Raw genomic sequence first — 23189 nt, forward strand, 5'->3', positions numbered from 1 at the left:
AACTCTCTCCCTATAAATACTTTACTTATTAGGAGTGAGAGGAAATGAGCTCTCAATTAATGCTGGCGTTCTTGCTATTTTCAACATCAATTGCAATTACACCTGGGGCTGGCAATATCGCATTACTTGGGATTTCAAGTCGTTATGGGTTTGCTGCAACTTTACCTTTTATCTCTGGAAACGCTGTTGGCATCATCATCGTACTGGCGGGTTCCAGTGTCGGTTTGGTGAGCCTATTTACCCTTTACCCAGAGCTATACAACATTTTGAAATACGTGGGTGCGGCCTATTTGTTGTTCATGGCGTGGTCGATTGCGAATATGCAAATCGAAGAAAGCACCACCGACAATCGCTCGGGCTTTATGTCAGGCGTGCTGGTGCAGGTGCTAAACCCTAAAGGTTGGATTGCTTCATTAACTGTGTTTTCACAGTTCATCACCCCGAACGCGGACTACCTGATTCAAGTGGTGACCATTATCGCGGGTATGGTGATCACGGGTGTACCGTGCATGTTGGTGTGGGCGTATTGCGGCACCATGCTTAAAAAATTGCTTCAATCACCAAAACAGATGATGTTTGTGAACCGTTGCTTGGGTGGAAGTCTCGCGCTTGTTGTTGCTTTCATGCTTTATCAACCGGCATAGTTCAGAAAGAAAAAAACCACTCCTAAATCCATAGGAGTGGTGTCTAAATGTCGACTAAGTCGTTAACAGTAAAGAATTAAGTTAACAAATATTTAAGGAACTTGAGTTAAAAGCTTTTATGCCTAGAAGCTTTTAAGTTTTAAGATTAAGCGGTTTCAGCCTCTTTAACTGGAGCTGAGTTACGGATTAGGTGGTCAAATGCACCTAAACTTGCTTTGGCACCTTCACCCATCGCGATGATGATCTGTTTGTAAGGTACGGTTGTTACGTCACCCGCTGCAAATACACCTTTCATTGATGTTGCACCATGAGCGTTAATCTCAATCTCACCGCGTGGTGATAGTTCTACCTTCGTTCCCTTCAACCATTCGCTGTTTGGCATTAGGCCGATTTGAACAAAGATACCCGCGAGTTCAATCTGTTTCAGCTCATCGGTGTTGCGGTCTTTGTATTCCAGACCGGTTACGCGGTTGCCATCACCCAACACTTGTGTCGTTTGAGCCATCTTAATGATTTCGATGTTTGGCGTTGCGTTCGCTTTGTCGATAAGTACTTGGTCAGCGCGTAGCGTGTCTGCAAATTCAAGTACGGTTACGTGTTCCACGATACCTGCTAGGTCAATAGCGGCTTCAATACCTGAGTTACCGCCACCGATAACGGCTGTTTTCTTGCCTTTGAACAGTGGGCCGTCACAGTGTGGGCAGTAAGCCACGCCTTTGTTACGGTATTCTTGTTCACCCGGAACGTTCATTTCACGCCAGCGTGCACCTGTACTGGTGATAACAGTGCGAGCTCGTAGTGTTGCGCCGCTCTCTAGCTCAACGTGGATGTAACCGTCTTCAGTGTCTTCTGCCGCAATGATGTTTGCAGCGCGCTGCTCAGTCATCACTTCAACACCGTACTCTTTTACATGCTCTTCAAGGCTTGCCACTAATTTAGGGCCGGTTGTCGCTTTCACTGAGATAAAGTTCTCAATCGCCATGGTATCCATCACTTGGCCACCAAATCGGTCAGCAACCACACCAGTGCGAATGCCTTTACGTGCAGCATAAATTGCCGCTGAAGAACCTGCAGGGCCGCCGCCGACAACCAATACATCAAATGGTGCTTGTTGGTTTAGGTTTGCCGCTTTCTTTTCTGCTGCGCCTGAGTCTACTTTATTAAGGATCTCAGCCAGTGACATACGGCCTTGACCGAATAGCTCACCATTAATGAATACGCTTGGTACTGCCATGATGTCGCGAGACTTCACTTCTTCTTGGAATGCCGCGCCATCAATCATGGTTGTCTTAACTAGCGGGTTAATCGCCGACATCATGTTGAATGCTTGAACCACTTCCGGACAGTTTTGGCATGAGAGTGAGATGAAAATCTCTACATTAAGCTCTTGATCTAATTCTTTAATTTGCTCGATTACGTCAGCTTCAAGCTTGATAGGGTGACCACCACTATGAAGCAGTGCCAGTACCAGCGACGTGAACTCGTGACCCATTGGTAAACCGGCGAAACCGATCGCAGTGCCTTTCTCTTGGTTTACTACCTGCATGATAGGGCTGCGCGTGCTAGCGCTATCATCGCGTGTTACTTCAATTTTGTCGGTTAAAGACGCGATATCATTCGCTAGGTCTTGAAGTTTGTGTGCGGTATCGCTGTCATCCAGGCTCAGCACTAACTGAACATTGGTTTTTAGGTTTTCTAGGTATGCTTTTAGCTGCTGCTTCATTGCTTGATCTAACATAATCGTGCCTGCTCTTAAATTCTGTGTCTTGGTATTGACCAATACCTTCTTGCTGAAAAAGGAAAATAAAAAGGGGGCGCAAGTCGGCAAATATTGTGGTGTTGATGTTTTGAAAGGGTGGCGCGCAACTGCCCTTTAGGAGGGAGGCCGAAGCGCGCCTGTAGAACCGTTTTATTTGTTCTTTTTAGCTATTCTTGTTAGCTAGGCTTAGATTAAATCTTACCTACTAGGTCTAGAGATGGTGCTAGTGTCTCTTCGCCTTCTTTCCATTTAGCTGGGCAAACTTCACCTGGGTTAGCCGCTACGTATTGTGCTGCTTTAACCTTGCGTAGTAGGTCTTCAGCGTCACGACCGATACCTTCAGCTGTAATTTCCATTGCTTGGATAACGCCTTCAGGGTCGATTAGGAACGTTGCACGGTCTGCAAGGCCTTGACCTTCACGCATAACGTTGAAGTTATTTGTGATGTTGCCCGTTTGGTCACCTACCATGAAGTATTCGATAGTGCCGATTTTGTCAGAAGTATCGTGCCATGCTTTGTGAGAGAAGTGAGTGTCAGTTGATACTGAGTAAACTTCTACGCCGCGAGATTGAAGCTCTGCGTATTTTTCTTGTAGGTCAACTAGCTCAGTTGGACATACGAAAGTGAAGTCTGCTGGGTAGAAGAAGAATACTGCCCACTTGCCTTTAACGTCTTGCTCAGTGATTTCTACGAATTCGCCGTTTTTGAATGCTGTTGCGTTGAATGGTTTGATTTCTGTGTTGATCATGTTTTGACTCTCTTTCTAATTTGTAGTGTTTAACGCTATCCCGCGTCGATGGAGATATATTGCATTGGCACCGAAAATTAGTGAAATCGGACATTTCTATAGATTCAATAGGCAAATCCTATCTTTGATAGAAGAAAGCTATCGATAAAAGCTATCAACAAAAAACATTAACAAAAGCTATCAAACATCAGCATCACCCATTTGAGGAGCTATGCTCTTTAGGCTGTCCTCTACATTTGGCTTATCTCTATTAGCGTGAACGGCTATTTATAGCGTGAACATCGAGGTAGACAGTGTTTCTTTAAGTGAGCTGAGATCTCCTGTTAATTTTTGTATAACAAAAAATTATTATTAATATAATTTATGATAATTTCAGTTAATCACAGTCTCTCCCTATACTCTCTTCATCGAAACGAAATACCGAAGCTAGTCTTCGAAAAGCACAGAATAAAAAACGAATTGGAGAAAGTTATGAAAATGAATCACGTAGGCATCATGGTAGGCGACATGGACCAAGCAGTAGAGTTTTACACTAAAGCTCTAGGTCTAAGAATTGTAATGAACAACACTAAGGTTATGGAAGAGCGCGAATCAGCAATCGGCCGCATGTGTATCGCAGTATTTGGCGAAGGCTTCAAAGGCTTCAACATTGCACATTTAGTAACTTCAGACGGTATCGGTGTTGAGCTATTCGAAATGGTTGACCGTGAAGAGCGTCACGAAGTGGATTTCTCTCGCCTGGGCATTTTCCACTTCTGTCTGCAGCTTCCAAAAGAGCAGTTTCATTCAGCGATTAAGCGCGTTGAAGAGTTTGGCGGTAAAGTACGTATGGATATTCACCGTTACCACCCAGAAGACGAACTAAAACAAGCTCAAATGGTTTACCTAGAAGACCCGTTTGGCAACCTATTCGAATTCTACTCGCACTCATACGAAGATACATACGCGACTGATTACGAGTAATCGCGCTATCTACCTACCATAAGGTAGAAAAACCGAAGCACACCCCTAAAGAGGATTGGTAGAGATACCAATCCTTTTTTCGTATTTGGATGTTTGGTTGAGTGATTTATCTACATGAAGTGATTAAGAAAGATACAGATTAAAGTCGTTGATAAAGTTGACGTTTTGAAGATAAAACCTTTCATGAATATGACGGAATAAAGCGTTGTTCATGAAAACATTGCGCCATCATACAGAATGGTAGCCTTGGCTGAGCCGTGACTATACTCAGCATTATATTGCTAACCAATAACAACGAAAATAGAGAAAAATGCACAGATTAGCGCACCCAAATTACATGAAAAAATCACATATTATCTTTACTGCTCTTATTCTTATGATATTAGCCGGATGTACCTCAACGTCGGCTGTCGGCAGTTCCAAAACAAAGGAATATGCCAAGTCCCATGCTCTTGCTGGTAAAGCTTCTTGGTATGGCGATAAATTCCATGGAAGGCTCACAGCAAGTGGTGAGACGTATAATATGAATGCGAATACTGCGGCTCATAAAACCTTACCCTTCGGCACTATCGTGAGAGTGACCAATACAGACAATAACAAGTCGGTCGATGTGAAAATTAATGACCGAGGTCCTTATGTAAAAGGTCGAGTTATCGACCTTTCGCACAAGGCATTTGCCAAAATCGGCAACATTAAACAAGGCACCGTTCCTGTCAAAATCGAGATTGTTGATGACAGCAATACCTTCAGGTACAAACACTAACCTTCTTCTAGCCTCCCCCTTAACCAATATCATCGACTTCTTATTGATTGCCAAAAGGGGAGGTGCTGAATACCGAAGTCTAAAGTATAACTGGACATTGAGAGGTCAATACGGTTAGGTCTGATAGCAGTACTCGTTTGCTATATGGTGGAGATAGGTGTGGAAAAAGAGTAGCTGTTGCTACTCTTTTATTTTTATGTATTACGAGGCCTTTATAAAGCCATCAAATATGACTTCATTGCGGTAAGGCGCATGGTTGCACCACCAATCATATCGATAAATCCTACGGAAGCAGGTTTCTTGGCACTAATCCAAGCCTGACCGGATGAACCAATCGGGATGTCGTAACCACCGTTCATGTTTTCATCAAACTCAATCAACACGGTACGTCCATGAGCACTCATGTTATTCCCAATGTGCTGACGTACATGCTGGTCACCTGGCATCAAACTTACTTGAGCTTCACCCGTACCAGTACGAATGCTGTGTACACGGCCTCGGAAGGTTTTTCCTGGGAACGCATCCACATAGAATTCGGAAAACTGACCGGGTTCAATATAGTTGTAGGTTTGATCGGCAATACGCATCTCAACAAATTTACGAGAGGTATCGTACAAGTGAATACCACCAAAAATGGTACCTGCCGAAATGTTTACAACACTGACTTGGCCGTCGAATGGAGCGCGCACCTCTTTACGTTCATCTTGCCACTGTGCTGTTTTTAACCTTGCTTCAACGCCAACGATTTGAGATCGAACAGCATGAATAGCCGCATCAACAGCTGCAGATGCTGCTCTTGCCGTGTTGAGTTGAGCTTTTACATCATCAAGGTTTTGTTCCGCTGCAAAGTTTCCCATTTTACTTAGACGTCTATAGTTTGACTCGATGTTTTTGATAGTGTGCACATCCGCCGTTTTTTGCGCTTTATGAGCCGTGATTTGAGCCAGCAATGCCTGTTTTTCGGCATTGAGAGCTTCAATGGAGCTTTGTGTATCCACGTTCACTTGCGTATAAAGCAGTTGCCCTTTTGTGACTTTCTGGTTGTGGTCAACAAACACCTCGTTAACTTGCATCCCCATAAACGGAGCTAATGTAGCGTGGGGAGCTTTTACTGTCGTTGAATTAGTCATATCAACAGGTGACCAGATGCGGTGGCCGAAAAATAACACCATGAGAATACCAAATCCGATCCCGACCATCTTTACGGCGTTACGAAGATTCCATGTGACAATGCCCATCTTGACCAAAATCCAACAGATCAAAATATACGGTATTAGCATCTCTTTCATGATTGAGTTTCCTCTTTAACCTTCTTAGATAATCGAATGATTGATTCGCCTAATGCAGACCAATTTGTAAACGCGATAATGATGGCTAAAATCCACCATGTATTATCAATAAACAGACCCAGCATGGTGAGGGCTGAAACGAGGGTTACATGCGCCGCCATGGTCTTTTCCGCTTTGTGGACAGCAATCTCATGAAGTTCCCACGCCAATTTAAGCAGATAAACCACCATTAATAATGTCAGTACAGAAGCAAAACCAATAAACCACTCCGCGTCCATTAGCGCGATAGGGACAGGGTAACCACCGCTGTAAAAGTACTCTTCAGGAATGTCTTTACCATTAATTTCTGCGCCGAGCTGGAAAAACCAACCCAGACCAACACAAGCAGAAACGAACAAGAGTTTTTTGAATAAAGCTGTTAAAAAGGATCGAATTTTCTTAAACATACCAATCTCGAATGTTGAGATTAGGCAACACATAATGGCTGCCTAACCGTTAAATACTGAGGTTTACACCAACAACCCACGCGTAGTAATCACGATCCTGTTGAGTTCTGATCTCAACGAATGGTGAAAACGTTTCCGCTTGTTTGGTCACTCTCCATTGAAAATCGTTGCGATTTTCGTTAGAAAAGTAGATGTGTTGTAGGTAGGTATCAAATCCATTGAAGGCATAGCCAATGATATTATCTAAACGCGTCGTGCTACTTAGTGCATCAAAGTCCGCGTGGTGATAACGAGTTCGGTGGCTAAGGTAAAGTCCGTTTTCAAAGCCATATTGCAAAGCGATAGACGGACGATTCTCAAGAGATTCACCTAGTCCAAATAAGTTCTGGTAACCAAAACTTATTGCCGCCTGCTGCCCTATTGCAATACGCTGGATAGCTCCAAACTGAGTCACTTGAAAGGGAGGTGTGTTTTGATCTACCTCGCCAACATTAGCGCTGTCGATCTCACCCATTAGCGTCAAACGACCAAGCGTATTTTGACGGTAATGGTAGCCTTCAAAAGAAGTGGTGACATTTGAACCATTGGCTTCGATATCGCCAAATTTAGCGTAGCCGCTAAATAACCAGCTGTTGGCAACCGCAGCATGACTCATTAGACACAGAGTGACTGAAAGAACGTACTTTCTCATTTTATTTCCTAAACAAAGTGTGGTGCTGTTTTGTATGCCCATGGACTCGCATTTTCGAGTTCATAAGCGAGACCAAATAGCGTTCGGTCGTTGCCACGAGCTGTGCTGAACATGCTACCAATCGGGAGGCCTGTACGAGTCCAATAAAGAGGAACTGATATCGATGGGTTGTCAGCCATGTTAGCGATCGGTGTATACGATAGAGCACGGTTGCTTTGTTCTTTGAAGATACCGAAATCGCTGTTCAGGTTTGGATTCGTTAGTGTGTGGTCATGGGATTTGTCCGGTGTTACTGGCGTTAGCCATACATCGATAGACTTATAGAATTGATCGTTCATTTGCGCATCCAGTGCCTGTTGGTAAGCAAAACCTTGCTCAACGAACTTGCTGTTTTTGCTCGCATGATGTTCAAATTCACGGATCCAACCAACCGTTTGCCAACCAAGAATTTTAGAATCTTCGAGTTTTTGTTTCGTTTGTGCTTCAACCATTTTACCCAGTTGCCCCAAACGACTACCAAATACAGCTGTGAAGTTGTGCATGAACTCAGGACCACGTACAGGGTTGGTTACTTCAATCACTTCATGACCAAGATTAAGCAGTATCTTGATGGTGTTTGTCATCGCGTTTTGAGTTTCTGTGTCTGGCATATCGCCAAACATGTTTTTCATTGAAACGCCGATGCGGAGCTTTTTCTCGATAGGTTGAGTTACATAGCCGAGCGGCACACGGCGGTGCTTGTTATTACTACGAACATGGTTCTCGGTTAAGCTTGCTGCTAAAGCCGTATCGCGAACTGAACGCGACATAAATGAGGAGTGAGTGAGTACGAAATCATCGGTACCAACAGCACCCGAAATAAGTAAGTTGCGACTTGGTTTGTAGCCGAAAATGCCACACATTGACGCAGGAATACGACAAGAACCGCCACCATCGGTACCATGAACAATGGGCGTATAACCCGCAGCTACAGCTGCGCCAGAACCACCAGATGATCCGCCAGAGCTACGTTCGAGATTCCAAGGGTTACGAGTAGTGCCAAAGAGGATGCTTTCTGTTGATGCAGAACTGGTAAATTCAGGTGAGTGAGTCATGCCCAGAACGTTAAATCCCGCCGTTTCACACGCAACGACAAAATCAGATGATTGCTGAGGAATGTTATTCTGGAGCAATAGCGAACCATTGGTTGATGGCATTCCAGCAACGTCGACACAATCTTTAACTAGTAACGGAACACCCGCAAAAGGAGCATTTTTATTGATGTTATTTGCGTTTTTCAACGCGGCATCAAAACGCTCATTGACTACAGCATTAATTGTACCGTTAGTCAGCTTAATTTTTTCGATGGCTTCTTGGGCTAGCTCTTTGGGGGTCGCTTGCCCAGTTCGGACGAGGTTCGCCATGGCAATACCATCGAGTGGGGTGCGTTTTGGTGAAGCATTTGTCCGCTTAGTTGTACTCGTTGAAATGGAAGCGGCCATTGCAGTTGGAATTGTTGTACTAATCGCTACAGCTGAACCGGCCATGCCGATGTTCTTTATAAAATCACGTCTTTTCATAAAATATTCCTCAAAAATCTAGTGAGGATTATATGAATTTACATGTTGTCAGCTTTGCTCTCTGAAGCCATAAAGTTGTTATTATCCGCCAATTATCTCTAGTGTGAATATGCTCGAATGACGTTCATCATTCATGACTATTTCTAATTGTGATGTTGTTTGAGGGCCTGTTTTGGAGAGATTCCTGTCCAACGTTTGAATGCGTGTGAAAATGCACTGAGATCCGAAAATCCAAGTTGGTAGGCGATTTCTGTTAAATTGTCTTTGTTGCTATCAAACTCTTTTAGAACAAATTCGAGGCGAACTTGTTTGAGCACTTCAGAAAAAGAGGTATCGAGCCGCTTCAATTTACGACTGTATGAACGAGACGACATATTAAGATATTGGGCCACAGCCTCTTGGTTGGAATCCGTTAATCCTATTCCGTACAGTGCCTTGTGTGTGAGTGCGATAATGTTGGTACTTACGTTTAATTGAAGCTCTTCATAGGCTCGTTTTTTTGTTGCTTCATGAAGGGAAGCGTTGGCGAACTTTAATGGTTTATATAGGTTTTCTTTCTTAATAGATAGGCGACGCATGCTGTGGCCATAATCCATTTCGCAACCGGTGATCTGTTTGAATTGCTCTAAGTATTCCTCTCCAATATGCCAGGCTAACATCTTGAAATGGACAGAGAGTGTTGGGTCACCACTGCATACTCGTATGAATTTTAGGAGAGCTGCGCCATAAACGATTACAAGTTCCAGATGTAAATCTTGCTCTGACTGCTCTATTAGCCACATTTCGCCTTCACCAAAGGCAGTCTCACGATAAACGGTACTAATAGTCCCACCAAATAGAACCTGAAATTCAGACATGAGTTTCATTAACGTACGTAAGTCAGGTGCTGAAGCTAGCATGACCCCCACCGTGCCAAAACTTAAGGGGTTGAGGCTCTCCACTGCTAGGAACAAAGAAGCGTAATCTTTACGGTATTCAACAATCCGTCTTAGAGACTGTTTAAACTCACTATAATCGACAGAAGAGGAGCATTTCCACTGTTGGTATTGTTGTGGGTCGGGGAAAATACGATCTAAGGGGATGTCATTAGCTTTTACAAAATCATCGATCATTTCAAACCAGGCTGAGTTGATCTCCATACCTTTCATTGTTGGGCCTACCATATATTGAATGCCTTGACCTTATGTTCCTTGTTGGACTGTACCTTAGTATTGGTTGCTACTATAGGTATCTTCGTCGTCAATAAGACAGTGTATGAGTGAGTTCTTTTCATCCTCTAAGCTCTGTTGGAGAGTGACCAGTCCAATTCTTGAATGCTCGGCTGAATGCGCTTGAGTCTGAGAAGCCAAGCTCGTGAGCCACATAGGTAATATTACTGTTGTTTTGATTTAGCAACGTCATGCTCAGCTCAAGTCGATATTTATCGAACAAACGACGAAAACTCACCCCTTGTTGTTTAAGTTTACGATTCAGGGTTCGAGGGCTGATGTGAAGGTTACTCGCCACGCTATCTAGGTTGGTGTCTTTTACCGCGAGCACTTTGAACGTTTCATTCACTTTGTATATTAAGTTGGTTTTTAACGCTTTCTCCATCTGTTGGTCGGCGATTCGTACTAACTCTGCATGAAAGTCGGCTTGGAATTGACGAGGTTTTGCCTGAACAAGATCGTTAGGGAGCAGTATATATCGGGCGGGGAAGCCTTCCTTCATTTCTACATTAAATACGCGCTCATATATGCTTAAAAACTCATCACCGATGGTGTTCTTATGAATGTGGATGGCGACTTTCTGTCTTGGTGTATTTAGGTACTTTCGAACGAGCTTGAGGATAATACTGAAATACAGCCCTAAGCTGATGTGTGTCATTAGGGTGGTTTCGTCAATGTACTCGGGTGTTACTCCCCATAATTCGACTTCCCCATTCTCTGTTTCACGACTGAATATTTTCAGTAACGGATGTATATGAATGGAGTATTGACTTAGGAGTTGGCAAAAGCTGGCGAGGTTTGGCGCGGTGAGCATGGCCATAACCGGAGCGCCCATCTCAAGCTCATCGAAATAGCGAGCGGATTCATCAAACAGGTCGATCAGTTCATGATCAAAGCGTTGGTAGATATTGATGATGGCGGTTTGAAGCTGATAAGCCGAGATCGATTCGGCGGAGCAAAGTTGTTTATAGACCTCTGCTCCCGACCAGATATCGCTGCTGTCTCCAATTCTTGCTTTAATAGCAGAATCTAAAGTTTTAAACCAAAATATGGGCAATTGTGTGCTAAAACTTTCCACCATAACTCCCTGTTATTTCGTGTGATTGAAGAGTGCTCTTCTCGGTAATATATCCAAATTAAAGGATTTGTTTATGGGTTACAAGTAATGAAAATCTCTGTTCAGCCTTAGAATTTATAATCAACACCTACGGAAACCACGTATTGTGATGATTGGTAATACTCAATATTCGAATTCGTTGTTTTAGCACCGAGTAGTGATACTAGAGACCAGTTTTTTGTATCAAAGATATTGGCATACTCATAAGCGATGAATGCTCCAAAGTCTTTATCTTCGCGAGTTTTATTAAAAATTGGATTCTCTTTATCATAGCTACGCTTTGCTGCATTAAGTGTTAAAGCTAGACCATGATTTCCATACATTTTCGCTAGGTTAATTTCCGCGCCAAGGCTCAAGAACGATAGTGCGTCTCCCTCTGAGTCTGATGAGACAACATTCATCGAGGGTGTGAAAAGGCCAGAACCATCTTTTAAGAAGTACTGGTAACCCGATTTTAGGTAAAAGTATTTTCGCTCTCGAATCATCAGTGCGCGTTCTTCTTCGGTTAAACCAAGCCCCTTTAGACCGGTGTTTTCTTTTTTAACGTCTGACTCACCAGAAGCGACATCGAGATTAAAATTCGAGCCCATTATTCTTGAAAGTTGCATTCGAACGACAGTACCAGTGACATCGGTCTCTTCTCTTTTCGAGTCTACAGCATAAGGGTCATCCCATACTTCGCCAGATATTAGAGTCGGCAAGATAGAAAAGTCGACTACCATGCCATTTTCCACTTGCTGTCTATATCCAATTTCAAATGCCAGCGTACCTGTAATGATGTCGTCTCTTGAGGTACCTAAGAAAAACTGTTTATGATTCAAAGCGCCAAAGGTGTATTGCACTGAACCCAAAACAGCGACCATTCCCTCGGCTTCCGTATTCCCCGACGACATTAAATCGGCTTGAGATTGATGATTGCTTTGACCAACATCGAGGTTGCTTGAGTCTGCAGTGAGGCCGGTTAGGAAGGTCATGTTACCACTGAAGCCTTCACTTGGTGCTAGAGCAGCGAATGAATATGGCGCAAGCGTCAGGCTTGCCAAAAATAGGAAAATAATATGTTTCATCAATAGACTCGTACTTGGATAATTTTCTAAATCGAATTGCTTTCGAACATGAATGGCTTTCTAAAACGAAAAGCTCTTTAAAGTTAATCGCTTGTTAAAGCGCAATCGGGGCTTTTCTGTTTGCCCAAGACTTTCGAGCAAAGAGACAGTAGAACGAATGGTTTCTTGTGCGAATTCTTTTTGGTGAGGCTTTTTTGTCTCTTATCAGGTTCGCCATCTCGGTCGCATCCAGTGGCGAGTCAACGGTTTGGTGATCTGAAGGCAAATTGGTTGGTGAAGTTGGTGTTGCATTCGCTAAGGTAGGCAGAGAGATAGCCGCAGCTGAAACTGCATCTTTCCCCATAACTTTGAACAAATATCTTTGTTTTAATTCATTGATAGTCATCGTTTCTATCCCAAGTTAGAAAGTCACTATCCTTGTTTCGAAACCTAGCTCGCTAGGCTTAGCGTCACTCCGTGTGCTGATTTATGGGATTAGAATAAAGGTTGGGGTGTTGGTGCGCAGTGCAAATACCGCCAATGTTAATACTATTCACGCCAACTCGTTTGTCGGGTTATGTATAGGGTGGGGTTACTGATCTGCTCTCAACCAAAACTCAGAAAGATCTTCAAACAGGTCGTCGTTATCTAAAATGCTTAAATGGTTTTCGTCGTAACCAAGAATTTGCTCGGCATTCAATTGAGCTGGGCGCGACAACTGGCTTGATAGGCTAATGACGCCATCGTTACTGCTGGTATTAAACAGTTCGCCCGAGTTATAACCAAAGGCTAGGAAGTGAGGGATTTGAATCTTATTATTATCAATGAATAAGTCAGCGATAAATTTACCTTCTGGGTTTAAATCAACCCATGCAGGCATTACCACGGGGGAGTACTCAACCCCTTGTTTAGCTGACTCAACACCACCAAACGGCGAAGAGATGGTAGTCACGCTGCTTACAAAGTCGCATAACTGTCCAATTCGGCACTGACGAATGCTGTTGGTGACGATAAGCCCGCCCATGCTGTGGGCAACAACATGTAGTTGTTGGTTCTTATATTCATTTACAACCGTATGTAACAGATTGTTCAAGCCTTTCGAATTTAAAGATAAAGACAGGCCAGAAGGGTAGTTAAACACCCATATTTGGTATTTAGATTGGTCGATTTTTTCAATGAGAGGGGCGAAATCTAAAGCGGTGGCATTGATCCCGTGCACAAATAAGATTGGGATTTTATTTGGATCATATTCAGATAGAAAATAGAGTCCTGCATTATCTTCGAGTAAGAATGTTAGTGGTTGCCACATACCGAGTTTTGCATTGCCTTTCTCAAAAGGAGGATCCGATAAATCCACCACGGTGCCTATATCGACGAGGTCTAACTCAATTTTCAGTAGTGAGGATAATGAGCGATCAACAAACGCACTTGGGGCTTTGCTCTCATTAACGGTTAATGATACTTCTATTGTCGACCTATCTTCGTGATCACGTAGGTTGAGCACACTGAAAGCTTCATCGGCCTGTAGGGTAAGATCTTGATTCTTATCTTCAAAGATAAGTAGGTAGTGGATGTTATTTGATACATGCAAGTGAATACTGTCACTGTCGATGATGCCATCGTAGCCATCAACCTCGCTTTTGTTGATGTCTTTAATTTGTTCAATTACCACGGCAGAGCCAGAGGCAGGTTGGCTCAAGGTAACTATGTATTGATTGGTAATGGAGTCGATAGCTTGTATCTCATTAGATAGGTTTCTAAAGTTACCGCATCCGAAAAGCGCTGAACTGATTAGCAGCACAGTAAGTAATCGCTTCATTAAATTCTCATCCTTAGATCAACTCGTTCCATCATTGAATCAATAGCCTGTGTTTAATAGTAGCAATAAAACAACGCTTAACAAAAAGGCAAGCAAGCGACTAAAAAGTTCGCTTGCTTGCCTTTGAGTTTTAGTTACTCAGTGAGTGAATATTGAACGCTAAAGCGTGTTTTTGTACACCTTACCGTCTTTCATGATCAGTTTTTGTGTATCGGTGTTAGCAACACATACCACGCCTTGCAGTGGGTTGCCGTCGATGATCAATAGGTCGGCATACGCGCCTTCAACGATCTGACCTAACTTACCTTCTTGGTAAGGGTGTTGGTAAGTCGACATTTCGAACAAGCGTCCACAATTTGATGTCGCCATACGAAGTGCAGTGATGGTATCGAACACTTGTTCAATCGCACCGAGTTCATTCAGCTGAGTGGCATGCACATTGGTTTCGCCGACACAATCGGTACCAAAGGCGATGTTTCGAATGTCGTATTTCTTAATCAACTCTGCTGACTTGAACATGGCTTTACCCACGCGCTCTGTCTTGCGGTATGTCTCTTCGTTTGGCAGAGGGATCTTACGCTCTGCAATCAATGAAGAGGTAAAGTAAGAAGGAATCACCCAAATACCTTTCTCTTTAATGATCTCCGCAATGTCGTCATCCATGATAGTCGCATGTTCGAATGACATCACACCTGCTTCTGCTGCTCGGCGCATCGCATCAGAAGTGTGGATGTGCGCAGCAACATAAGTGCCGTAGTCTGAAGCGGCTTGCACAGCGGCTTCCATCTCGTCAGAAGTAAATTGTAATGTGTCTAGTGGATCGAAGGTTGATGATGCACCGCCGCCTGCCATGATCTTGATTTGTGACGCGCCCATAAACAGTTGTTCACGTACTGCTTTCAATACTTCTGAACGGCCATCGGCCACTCGCATTGCGCCAAGCTTCATCATTGGCGAGTCTTCGTGCCCATTAGCTAAACGTTCTTGCGCTTGGTTCTGGCGGTAATCTGAGTGACCACTAGTTTGTGAAATCGCCGCCATTGAAGGCAGAATACGTGGGCCAGTTGCGTAGCCGTTATCGATACTTTTCTTAAGGCCAAGCGTGTTACCCGCTACATCACGAATGGTGGTAAAGCCGCGCATCAGCATCTCTTCTGAAATCTTCGCCGAGCGAATCGCCACTTCTTCACGTGTCATGGTATCAATCACATTGAAAGGTGCAGATAGCGTGATATGAACGTGCGCATCAATCAAACCTGGCATTACCGTGCCACCCTGAGCATCGATAATTTCATCCGCTAACGTTGTATCAACCTCGCCAATTTGTGTAATCAAGTTGTCTTCAATAAGAATTGATACGTTCTTGATTAGGTTGTTATCAACACCGTTAAATACGTTCGCGTTAGTGATTAGCTTTTTCATAGTCTGCACCTTTTGGAAATGAGAGTGTGTCGCTGATGGAGTTATCTTATGGCGGGCAGTATTTGAAAAATGGCCATTTGGTGACAAGCAATGATGAGAGTTATCTTTTGGTGCATTTCTATATTTTTGAAAATTGCTTTATAGAGGGAAGCGAATTATTGGTGTGAGAAATGATGAATCGATAAAAACTAATAATTTCGAATGGAATGGAATGGTTGTGGTGTCATCAAATGGTAAGTTTTGCTTCGATTCGAACGCTAAGATGTATTTCAAATCGAGACTACTTATCCAATTAGAGAGAAACAGAATGACTAAATCAGACAAAGTTTACGGATTCAATACACCACAACGTCTATTCGTTGGTTACACGTTAGCTGTGCTGGTGGACCTAGTGGTTCTTAACTTCTTTGATGAGTACTGGGACTTTGTAAACATTGAATCTTTCACTATCTCTTTGATTGCGGCGTTGTTGTTGCAGTTGTTGTTGAAGCTCTCTATTGGTTTAGAGCACAAGATTGCTGAGCACTTCAAAAGCAAGCCGGGCACCGCACCTAAGGTTTACCGAGCAATCACCACTTACATCATTTTAGTGGGTTCAAAATTCGTGATGCTAGAAGCGATTAACTTGTTGTTCGGTGAGAAGGTGAGCTTTACTGGTCCTTGGAATGGTGTGGTTGCGTTCTTTGCTGTGGTATTTACGATTCTGATTGCCGAAGTGATTGTATCGAAGATCTACTTTACTCTTGATGATAAGCAAGACGCAAACTTGAATGAAAAGACAGCGTAAGCGAAAGTTGAATAGAAATCGAGAGTTTGAAACGAACTCTCAACTGAGAAGGGTTAGCAGTTTTGCTAGCCCTTTTTGGTTTCTGTTTACCTGCATTCCATTTATCGATTTCTTACTTATTTAATAATCCACGCAGTTTTAAGTGTGGCAGTTCAAGGCTTTCTCTATTGACTATATGAAGAGTATAGCTCTGCCGAAACTATCTTCAGAATAGCAAAATACGCTGCTTACCCATGATTCTTTTTGTGTTCAAGTCGCACACCAATTTGTACAGTCAGAGTGGTGTGAATCAATACTAATTATTTCTATCTTGTTGAATATTAGAGTGTACTTTAGGTGTTGAGATTTCTTTACTGAAAATCAAATATGCATTTTGTGTCATATTGTTTATTAGCACATATGTTTGTGGAGGGAACACTACAAATCGATATAGGAAATCTAATGAAAGTAATCTTATCTAACCTTGGGTTAGCGACAACATGTCTATTTTCTTCGTTCGTAAATGCGCAACCACAGCTCATAGTTCAGCCACAGCTTTCGATTCAACCACACCTACCTGTTATTGCTGATGAAGTGATGTATCAACTGTCACATCAAACGTTGACTGAAACATCGGGCGATCGATACACGCAGCAAATTGAACACGCGAGCGCGTCATTCATTAAGCTTCATTTCAATTCGCTTGTTATACCCAAAGGTAGCCTGTTGCGTTTGAGTTCGAGCACCAGTGATGAGGGTGTTGAATATCATGAGAGTCAGACAGATTGGTTTGCTCAGTCTATTTCAGGTGACACCATGTTGATTGAGGCGATGCCAAACGCAAACGGCCAATACCCTGAATTCGAGATAGACTACTACATGGCGGGTAAGAGTGCAGATGAGGAGGCATTGGCAACACTATCGACATGTGGCGTTAACGAGCGCAGAGATGTTGCCTGTTGGAAAGAGTCTCATCCAGGTAAGGTGGCTTGGACAACACCCGTTGCAAGGCTATTAATCAATGGACGTAGTTTGTGTACCGCTTGGCGAGTTGGGCCAAATAACCATATGTTCACCAATAACCACTGTGTCGCATCAGAATCAGAACTGAGAAATACAGAGGTATGGTTTAACTATCAGCGCCGTACTTGTGACGGCTCTATGGCCACCACGGTTAAAGTCATGGGAAGTAAGATACTCAGCACCGATTATGATCTGGATTACACACTGTTTACCGTCGATGATTTTTCAAAGATAGCGTCGTTTGGTTATCTAGGGTTAGACGCTGAAGAGCCGATGTTTGGTGACGGGATTTATATTCCTCAACACGGGGCGGGTAAGCCGAAAGAGCTCGCTATTGAGAGTGATCAAAATGGTTCAGGATTGTGCCAGATCGATGTGGCTTCAGCGAATGGGCGAGGAGTAAATACGGATACTGGCTATTTCTGTGACACGATTGGAGGCTCGTCTGGGTCACCTGTTCTGCGAACCGATAACAACAAAGCCATTGCTTTGCATCATTTCGGAGGCTGCGAAAACCAAGGCGTAAAAATCAGTAAAATTTGGCCATTAGTGGCTTCGTATTTCAATGACGAGCTACCTAACGGCTCAGTTGGTGAGCCTAAGAATGAGATCCCAGAAGTGACTTTAGGAAGCCTAATAACCGATCTCGCCGCGACGTCCGGCCAACAAAAACTGTTTGTGCTCAAAGCCGCAAACCGTACCAGTGATGTAACTGCAACTATCAAGCAAGGAGTGGGTGACGCCGATCTCTATATTCGTTCTGGCGCGCAACCAACGAAAAGTACTTACGATTGCCGACCTTATCGCTCTGGCAACTTTGAAAGCTGCGAGGTGCCTATGGCGGATGAAGATCTCTATATCATGATTAATGCGTTCCGAAGTTTTTCCGGATTATCCCTGTTGTTGTCAGAGTCTCAATAATCAACGAGAAGTCAGTTTACGAAATTCATAATAAAGGCGAGTCGGTTAGGCTCGCTTTTGATTATTATAATTAAACAGAATGATTAATAAAAATGGAGATGGTGGTGATATTTGATAGTTTTAAATATCTAATATGTTAATAGTAAATACCATTTCCTTAATTGTTATAAGGTAATTCTATTAATATAAATCCATAATTTTTTTGAGGCGTTTAATCCTGTTTATATAAAAATATACCCGACACCAAACTTTAATATTCATAAAAGTAATCATTGCTTTAACCAAGATCACAAATATCAATGAGCACTGTATTGCATATTTTGTTTTTGAGTTATTTTCCTGCCGCCAATCATAAAGGAAAAATAATAATGAAAAAAACAATAGCGTTAGTGTCTGTAACCGCCTGCCTAAGTCCGTTTACTTATGCTGATAATAGTAACGTTATCACCGGTGAATCGCCTGAAGGTGTCTACGTTCAATACCAATCGATGAATCAAGTGACTGAATCGATGAAGCAAGATGGCTTTACTTTGCATCGTTGTGGGATCAACACGCTTCGCAATAACATCCAAGCAAATCAAGGCTTGGAAGTCCCTCATAGTCAGATCCAATGTGTGTATTCAAAACCGGGTCAATCAACGAGTGATGAGTCTGAGCTAATCTATTGGCATTTGAACATTCTTTATAGCATGGAGAATGAAAACTTCGTTGCTGAGAGTGAATTTGCTGAGCGTTATACCAGCGAGATCTATACCCATAGCCCTGAATATCTTCTAGACATTGGTCCGCATTATTACCGTCAACGCTCGGAAGTTGAAGCGTTGGGAATGAAGGTAGGTGAATGTAACCTACAAAAAATCTATTACTTTAGTGCACCTACGGAAGAGTCATACTTGTCAGATATAGCATCTTGCCCTGTATATAAGGCCGACGGTGAGCTTTCTGGTAATATTACAGTGGAAATTAATCATACCCCGGCTAATTTGGGTTACAGTGAGCGTCTTGTCAAATTTTACGCTATTTAATCGTGTGAAACTTTGAGCGGATTTTTATATTAATAATCTGACCCATATTCATTTGAAAATTCTAATTTAGTATTAAATGAAAAAGGGTTGGTAATAAATACCAACCCTTTTAGGTCTATCGAAGTTTATGTACATATAGAGATGCCACAGAAAACTCAGAATCGTGTTTTTATTAAAAGGGTTAAAAATCTGAGCTATATAGCATTCAGTTTATAAGCCTCTATTAAATAGAGATTTAAAAATCGTATTTTAGACCAACTTGTGGCATGAATTCGCCTAAGTCGGCACCTTGAGCTTTAAGCTTTCGATAGCCGAGAGCTGCTTCAAAAGCCCAATTGCTGCCGAATTTCGTATCGGAAATGGCATACGTTTCGTATAAGTCAATGTCCTGACCGCTCTCTTCAAGCTTACTAATGCTACCCAAAACTTTCAGTGTCCAATTCTCACTCATATGAATGAAAGAGCCTAGCTCTAAACCATAACCATCCGCGGTGTAGCTCGCATCAGATATATCAGGTGGTGTTATACCATTTTTGCCAGGAGTAGAGCTTCCGGTTGTACCTTTGTAGCTTTGTTTAAATGACGTCTTGTTTACTTTTATATAAGGTGAATAAGAGCCTAACTCGAAGTAGTAGCCGATGCCGAAATCTTGCTTTGTTGTTGAAGCATAGGTTGTTGTTGAAAAATGTTGGCTTTGAAAGCTAGGGCCATCAAATGAGCTATAACTGATGTTGTAGTCAGCAAAGATATGGTCGTAGAAATTCCAAGATAAACGACCGTACCCACTAAGGCTACTTTCTGCATGCCCAATTACTGAGTCAGATAGGCCATCATCAATGCCATATTGAGCACCAAATGAGATAGAAGAGAAGTCATTCGCAGCAGCAGGTAAAGACGTTAACGCAGCAAGTAAAATTAAATGTTTCTTCATGTGTAACTTCATTATTTGTAAAAAGTTGCGGCATTGTAATTACTTTATTTAACCTGTCTGTTGCGGAAACTAACATTCTGAAAATGATATGTAATGATTGTTTTCTTGTGGTGAATAATGTTGCTTATTGTTGGTTGTAAAATCTATTCACCATTTTGATACACCACATCGCCACGCAGTACAGTCATCAATACTTGAGTCTTGGCGATGCCTCTTGCTGACAAGGTGGTGATGTTTTTATCTAGAATGGCGAAATCTGCAGACTTCCCAACTTCAATTGTCCCCGTAATATCATCAATCCCTAGACTTTTAGCTGCGTTGAGGGTGTAAGCGTCGATGGCTGTATAGATATCGGTTAGACCTGTTTTACCCATGATTAAGCTGTTCGCGATGCCGACTAAAGGATTGATGTCGTGTACGTTCCAGTCACTGCTTAACGTGATATTGGCATCGGTTTTGAGGATTGCGTCGAGATTCATCATGGCTTTGGCACGGCGAGCACCTAAGAAGGCATTGGCCCATTCGTGATTGTGTTGCGCGACGTAGTCTGAGCCAACTTGGAAATCTGCAGTTACGCCAAGTTGTTTAAATCGTGGAACGTCCTCATCATTGATCAATTCAACGTGGGTTAACGTGTATGGCTTTTGCGAACCTTGTTTACGCACGCTCTCTATTGCATCCAAAGATTCACGAACCGCACCGTCACCAATAGCATGTATATGAGCGCTAAAGCCGATTTTTTCTAGGGCCGTTAACCACTGTTTCATCTGTGCTGGTGGAATGTAGTTCAAGCCATTAGGAGAGCTTGGTAAATAGGTATCTAAGTAAGGGGCAAGCGTTTTTGCCGTGCCATTGATAAAAATACCATCGCTGTACATTTTCACCTGTTCGACCAGCAGTAGGCGGCTTTTGTCATCGGAATATATTTTCTCAAACACTTCCAATTGAGAAGGCAATGCCATGGAAGGGTAAACCCAAGGACGCAATGAGACGCGCGCTGTGAGATCTTGGTTTTGCTCGGCTTCTAGCCAAACGTCATGCCAACCGCGCTTCCAATACATTCTACCGTCTCCTATGGTGGTGATGCCGTGGGCAGCCGCTTCTTCAAGGCCGTATATTAAGCCTTGGTAGCTCTGCTCAAAGAGCTCGCTTTGACTGTTCCACGCCATTTCCATGACTTGATCACCGGCGTTGTCCAGTAAGATGCCATTGAGCTTACCGCTTGCAGGATCTTTTAAATATGCTCCGCCTTGTGGGTCTGGTGATTGCGGACTAATTCGGGCGATTTTTAGCGCTTTGGAGTTAACCCACATTGAATGTGAAGTCTGCTCCATGATCACGACTGGTCGATCGGGGAAGACACTGTCGATGATCTCAAGTGGTGTGTATTCAGAATCGCTATCGAGAGTCGATTCCAAAGAAAAGCCATAACCCATTAGCCAACCTCTGCCAACGGTATCAGCATTGATCTTACAGGCTTCTAAGTAGAGGATTTGCTCTTCGAGTGTTGCTTCAGAATCGAGTTCACAGGTGCCACCCAGCTCTGAGGCCGCTTCGAAAACATGGTTGTGGTTGTCTATGAATCCTGGAAGGACGAAGTTTTGTTTTAGGTCGATAAATTCAGCGTCAGAGCTAGCAAATTGTCGCGCTTGTTGTTCACTCCCTATGAAAGAAATCTTGCCGTTCTGCGTGACGATACTGTTGGATTCATAGTGACCATAAATGATCGCGTCAGTAAAAACGCGACTATCGGAGGCTGTGACTGTTAATGATGTAGCCAAACCCATTGTACAAACGAGTTGTTTTAATAGTCGTACTTTTAGTTTTGAGTGCATTTTCATAGTGATTCACATTAATAACTTCCCCGTCTATTGTAAGGTTAGAATAATTGATTGGCTGAATCTAAGTTTTATTTCTAAAGAGTTAAACTTACGTTTGTCGAATAAATGTTAGGTAAGTCACTGATTAACAGAGTAAGAACTGAACTTTCCTTTAAAGTTAACGTATAGGGTTATCTATAACGAATAAATTTATCGAGTCGAGGTTATGATGAAGAAAATATTATTGCTGCTGAGTGTCATTCTGTTGGGTGGATGCGTGGGGATGCCAGAAACCGTAAAGCCAGTTCAGCAGTTTGAATTGGATAGATACTTAGGGAAATGGTACGAAGTGGCTCGCTTAGACCATTCTTTTGAGCGCGGCTTAAGTAATGTGAGCGCTGAATACAGCCTACGCGATGATGGCGGCGTGAAAGTGATTAACCGCGGTTATTCGGCTGAAGAGGGCGAATGGAATGAGGCAGAAGGCAAAGCGTACTTTGTTGAAGGTAGCGACCAAGGTTACTTAAAAGTGTCGTTCTTCGGTCCGTTTTATGGTGCCTATGTGGTATTTGAATTGGAAGAGGAAGGGTACCAATACGCCTTCGTTTCTGGGCCCGACACTGATTACTTATGGCTACTAGCAAGAACGCCTGAAGTCGCACCTGAAGTGATGGAAAAGTTTAAAGCGATGTCGAAAGAGCGTGGGTTCAATACCGATGAGCTGATCGTTGTGGAACATACCCAATAAACCGATCGCTGTTATTGGTTAGAGTGATTGAGTGATTGAGTGATGATTGATAAGGCACAGAGGATGAACTTCTCTGTGCCTTTTTAATTATCTGAGAGTTAGTCTTGCTTACGCACTTGCAACACGCTCAGTACTGATAGCGAAAGGAAGAACGCTGGGTCGCTCCAACCAAAGCCAACAAAGATGCCCGTGAAAGCGGCATACAGAGTGATGATCGCACCGAGCATATTGGTGACAACCAAGCCTTGGATGAGTTTCTTGGCACTGACTCCCGTTTCAATATCTCGCAGTAACCATGTTATCGCTGCAATACCACCAAGGAAGATACTGGTATGTTGAGAGAGAAAATAAGCGTACTTATCATTAATTTCCACGCCGTACATAGGCCACATGACCGTTGGTAGAAAAAACAACGCGAAGGCAAAACCTGCGTAAATGATGCCGTGTAGGCTTAAAAACGTTTTATTGTTCATTTGTTAT

The 23189-nt window shown here is 42.9% G+C and carries 22 protein-coding genes; 7 read left to right on the forward strand and 15 right to left on the reverse strand.

The window, feature by feature from the left end; all coding sequences use genetic code 11:
• Positions 1–44: 44 nt before the first annotated feature.
• Positions 45–644 carry a LysE family translocator gene (locus CWO27_RS06725; protein ID WP_102277316.1) on the forward strand — a complete coding sequence of 200 codons (600 nt, stop codon included), beginning with the start codon at positions 45–47 and terminating at the stop codon, positions 642–644.
• Between the two features lie 145 nt (positions 645–789).
• On the opposite strand, the gene ahpF is transcribed toward CWO27_RS06725, so the two are convergent.
• On the reverse strand, positions 790–2382 hold the full coding sequence (gene ahpF / locus CWO27_RS06730) for an alkyl hydroperoxide reductase subunit F (RefSeq protein WP_107898728.1): 1593 nt from the start codon (positions 2380–2382) through the stop codon (positions 790–792).
• Positions 2383–2594: 212 nt separating this feature from the next.
• Positions 2595–3152, reverse strand: coding sequence for an alkyl hydroperoxide reductase subunit C (gene ahpC / locus CWO27_RS06735; protein ID WP_017629768.1), 558 nt, complete (start codon positions 3150–3152; stop codon positions 2595–2597).
• 471 nt (positions 3153–3623) lie between these two features.
• On the opposite strand from ahpC, the gene CWO27_RS06740 reads away from it, so the two are divergent.
• Positions 3624–4115, forward strand: a complete 492-nt coding sequence (locus tag CWO27_RS06740; protein WP_048669017.1) for a VOC family protein — start codon at positions 3624–3626, stop codon at positions 4113–4115.
• A gap of 310 nt (positions 4116–4425) precedes the next feature.
• The gene (locus tag CWO27_RS06745; RefSeq protein WP_107898729.1) at positions 4426–4878 is read left to right on the forward strand and encodes a septal ring lytic transglycosylase RlpA family protein; all 453 of its coding nucleotides are present in this window, start codon (positions 4426–4428) and stop codon (positions 4876–4878) included.
• 212 nt (positions 4879–5090) lie between these two features.
• On the opposite strand, the gene CWO27_RS06750 is transcribed toward CWO27_RS06745, so the two are convergent.
• From CWO27_RS06750 to CWO27_RS06795, 10 genes are all read right to left on the reverse strand, one after another.
• Positions 5091–6167 carry an HlyD family secretion protein gene (locus CWO27_RS06750; RefSeq protein WP_107898730.1) on the reverse strand — a complete coding sequence of 359 codons (1077 nt, stop codon included), beginning with the start codon at positions 6165–6167 and terminating at the stop codon, positions 5091–5093.
• Positions 6164–6613 carry a magnesium transporter gene (locus tag CWO27_RS06755; protein WP_136975654.1) on the reverse strand — a complete coding sequence of 150 codons (450 nt, stop codon included), beginning with the start codon at positions 6611–6613 and terminating at the stop codon, positions 6164–6166. The genes CWO27_RS06750 and CWO27_RS06755 overlap by 4 nt, the downstream gene beginning before the upstream one ends.
• 49 nt (positions 6614–6662) lie before the next feature.
• Positions 6663–7304, reverse strand: coding sequence for a hypothetical protein (locus CWO27_RS06760; protein WP_107898732.1), 642 nt, complete (start codon positions 7302–7304; stop codon positions 6663–6665).
• A gap of 8 nt (positions 7305–7312) precedes the next feature.
• A complete protein-coding gene (locus CWO27_RS06765; protein ID WP_107898733.1) occupies positions 7313–8863 on the reverse strand; it encodes an amidase in 1551 nt (516 codons plus the stop codon).
• 143 nt (positions 8864–9006) lie between these two features.
• Entirely contained in the window at positions 9007–10011 is a 1005-nt protein-coding gene (locus tag CWO27_RS06770; protein ID WP_170960823.1) for a helix-turn-helix domain-containing protein, read from the reverse strand.
• A 121-nt stretch (positions 10012–10132) separates the two neighbouring features.
• Positions 10133–11152, reverse strand: a complete 1020-nt coding sequence (locus CWO27_RS06775; protein WP_107898735.1) for a helix-turn-helix domain-containing protein — start codon at positions 11150–11152, stop codon at positions 10133–10135.
• Positions 11153–11256: 104 nt separating this feature from the next.
• Positions 11257–12255, reverse strand: coding sequence for a DUF2860 family protein (locus tag CWO27_RS06780; RefSeq protein ID WP_107898736.1), 999 nt, complete (start codon positions 12253–12255; stop codon positions 11257–11259).
• A gap of 94 nt (positions 12256–12349) precedes the next feature.
• Positions 12350–12640, reverse strand: a complete 291-nt coding sequence (locus CWO27_RS06785) for a hypothetical protein (RefSeq protein WP_240699566.1) — start codon at positions 12638–12640, stop codon at positions 12350–12352.
• A 186-nt stretch (positions 12641–12826) separates the two neighbouring features.
• On the reverse strand, positions 12827–14053 hold the full coding sequence (locus tag CWO27_RS06790) for a lipase family alpha/beta hydrolase (RefSeq protein ID WP_107898737.1): 1227 nt from the start codon (positions 14051–14053) through the stop codon (positions 12827–12829).
• A 159-nt stretch (positions 14054–14212) separates the two neighbouring features.
• Positions 14213–15475, reverse strand: coding sequence for a metal-dependent hydrolase family protein (locus CWO27_RS06795; RefSeq protein WP_107898738.1), 1263 nt, complete (start codon positions 15473–15475; stop codon positions 14213–14215).
• 307 nt (positions 15476–15782) lie between these two features.
• Here CWO27_RS06795 and CWO27_RS06800 point away from each other — a divergent pair, with 307 nt between their 5' ends.
• The 3 genes from CWO27_RS06800 to CWO27_RS06810 all read left to right on the forward strand — a co-directional run bounded on the left by CWO27_RS06800 (position 15783) and on the right by CWO27_RS06810 (position 19210).
• Positions 15783–16262, forward strand: coding sequence for a hypothetical protein (locus CWO27_RS06800; RefSeq protein ID WP_107898803.1), 480 nt, complete (start codon positions 15783–15785; stop codon positions 16260–16262).
• 441 nt (positions 16263–16703) lie between these two features.
• Positions 16704–18185 carry a serine protease gene (locus tag CWO27_RS06805; RefSeq protein ID WP_107898739.1) on the forward strand — a complete coding sequence of 494 codons (1482 nt, stop codon included), beginning with the start codon at positions 16704–16706 and terminating at the stop codon, positions 18183–18185.
• A gap of 368 nt (positions 18186–18553) precedes the next feature.
• Positions 18554–19210, forward strand: coding sequence for a hypothetical protein (locus CWO27_RS06810; protein ID WP_107898740.1), 657 nt, complete (start codon positions 18554–18556; stop codon positions 19208–19210).
• Positions 19211–19445: 235 nt separating this feature from the next.
• Here the strand turns inward: CWO27_RS06810 and CWO27_RS06815 are convergent, their stop codons facing one another.
• Both CWO27_RS06815 and CWO27_RS06820 read right to left on the reverse strand, forming a co-directional pair.
• Positions 19446–20141 carry an outer membrane beta-barrel protein gene (locus CWO27_RS06815; protein WP_107898741.1) on the reverse strand — a complete coding sequence of 232 codons (696 nt, stop codon included), beginning with the start codon at positions 20139–20141 and terminating at the stop codon, positions 19446–19448.
• A 143-nt stretch (positions 20142–20284) separates the two neighbouring features.
• The gene (locus CWO27_RS06820) at positions 20285–21928 is read right to left on the reverse strand and encodes an amidohydrolase (protein WP_240699567.1); all 1644 of its coding nucleotides are present in this window, start codon (positions 21926–21928) and stop codon (positions 20285–20287) included.
• Positions 21929–22190: 262 nt separating this feature from the next.
• Between CWO27_RS06820 and CWO27_RS06825 the strand changes: the two genes are divergently transcribed.
• Positions 22191–22709 (forward strand): lipocalin family protein, encoded by a 519-nt coding sequence (locus tag CWO27_RS06825; RefSeq protein WP_048669028.1) that lies wholly within the window; start codon positions 22191–22193, stop codon positions 22707–22709.
• Positions 22710–22807: 98 nt separating this feature from the next.
• Here the strand turns inward: CWO27_RS06825 and CWO27_RS06830 are convergent, their stop codons facing one another.
• Positions 22808–23182 (reverse strand): hypothetical protein, encoded by a 375-nt coding sequence (locus CWO27_RS06830; RefSeq protein ID WP_102432627.1) that lies wholly within the window; start codon positions 23180–23182, stop codon positions 22808–22810.
• Positions 23183–23189 lie beyond the last annotated feature (7 nt).

It is taken from the genome of Vibrio sp. 10N.286.51.C3 (genome assembly GCF_003050065.1).
GTDB classification, from domain to species: Bacteria; Pseudomonadota; Gammaproteobacteria; order Enterobacterales; family Vibrionaceae; genus Vibrio; species Vibrio crassostreae.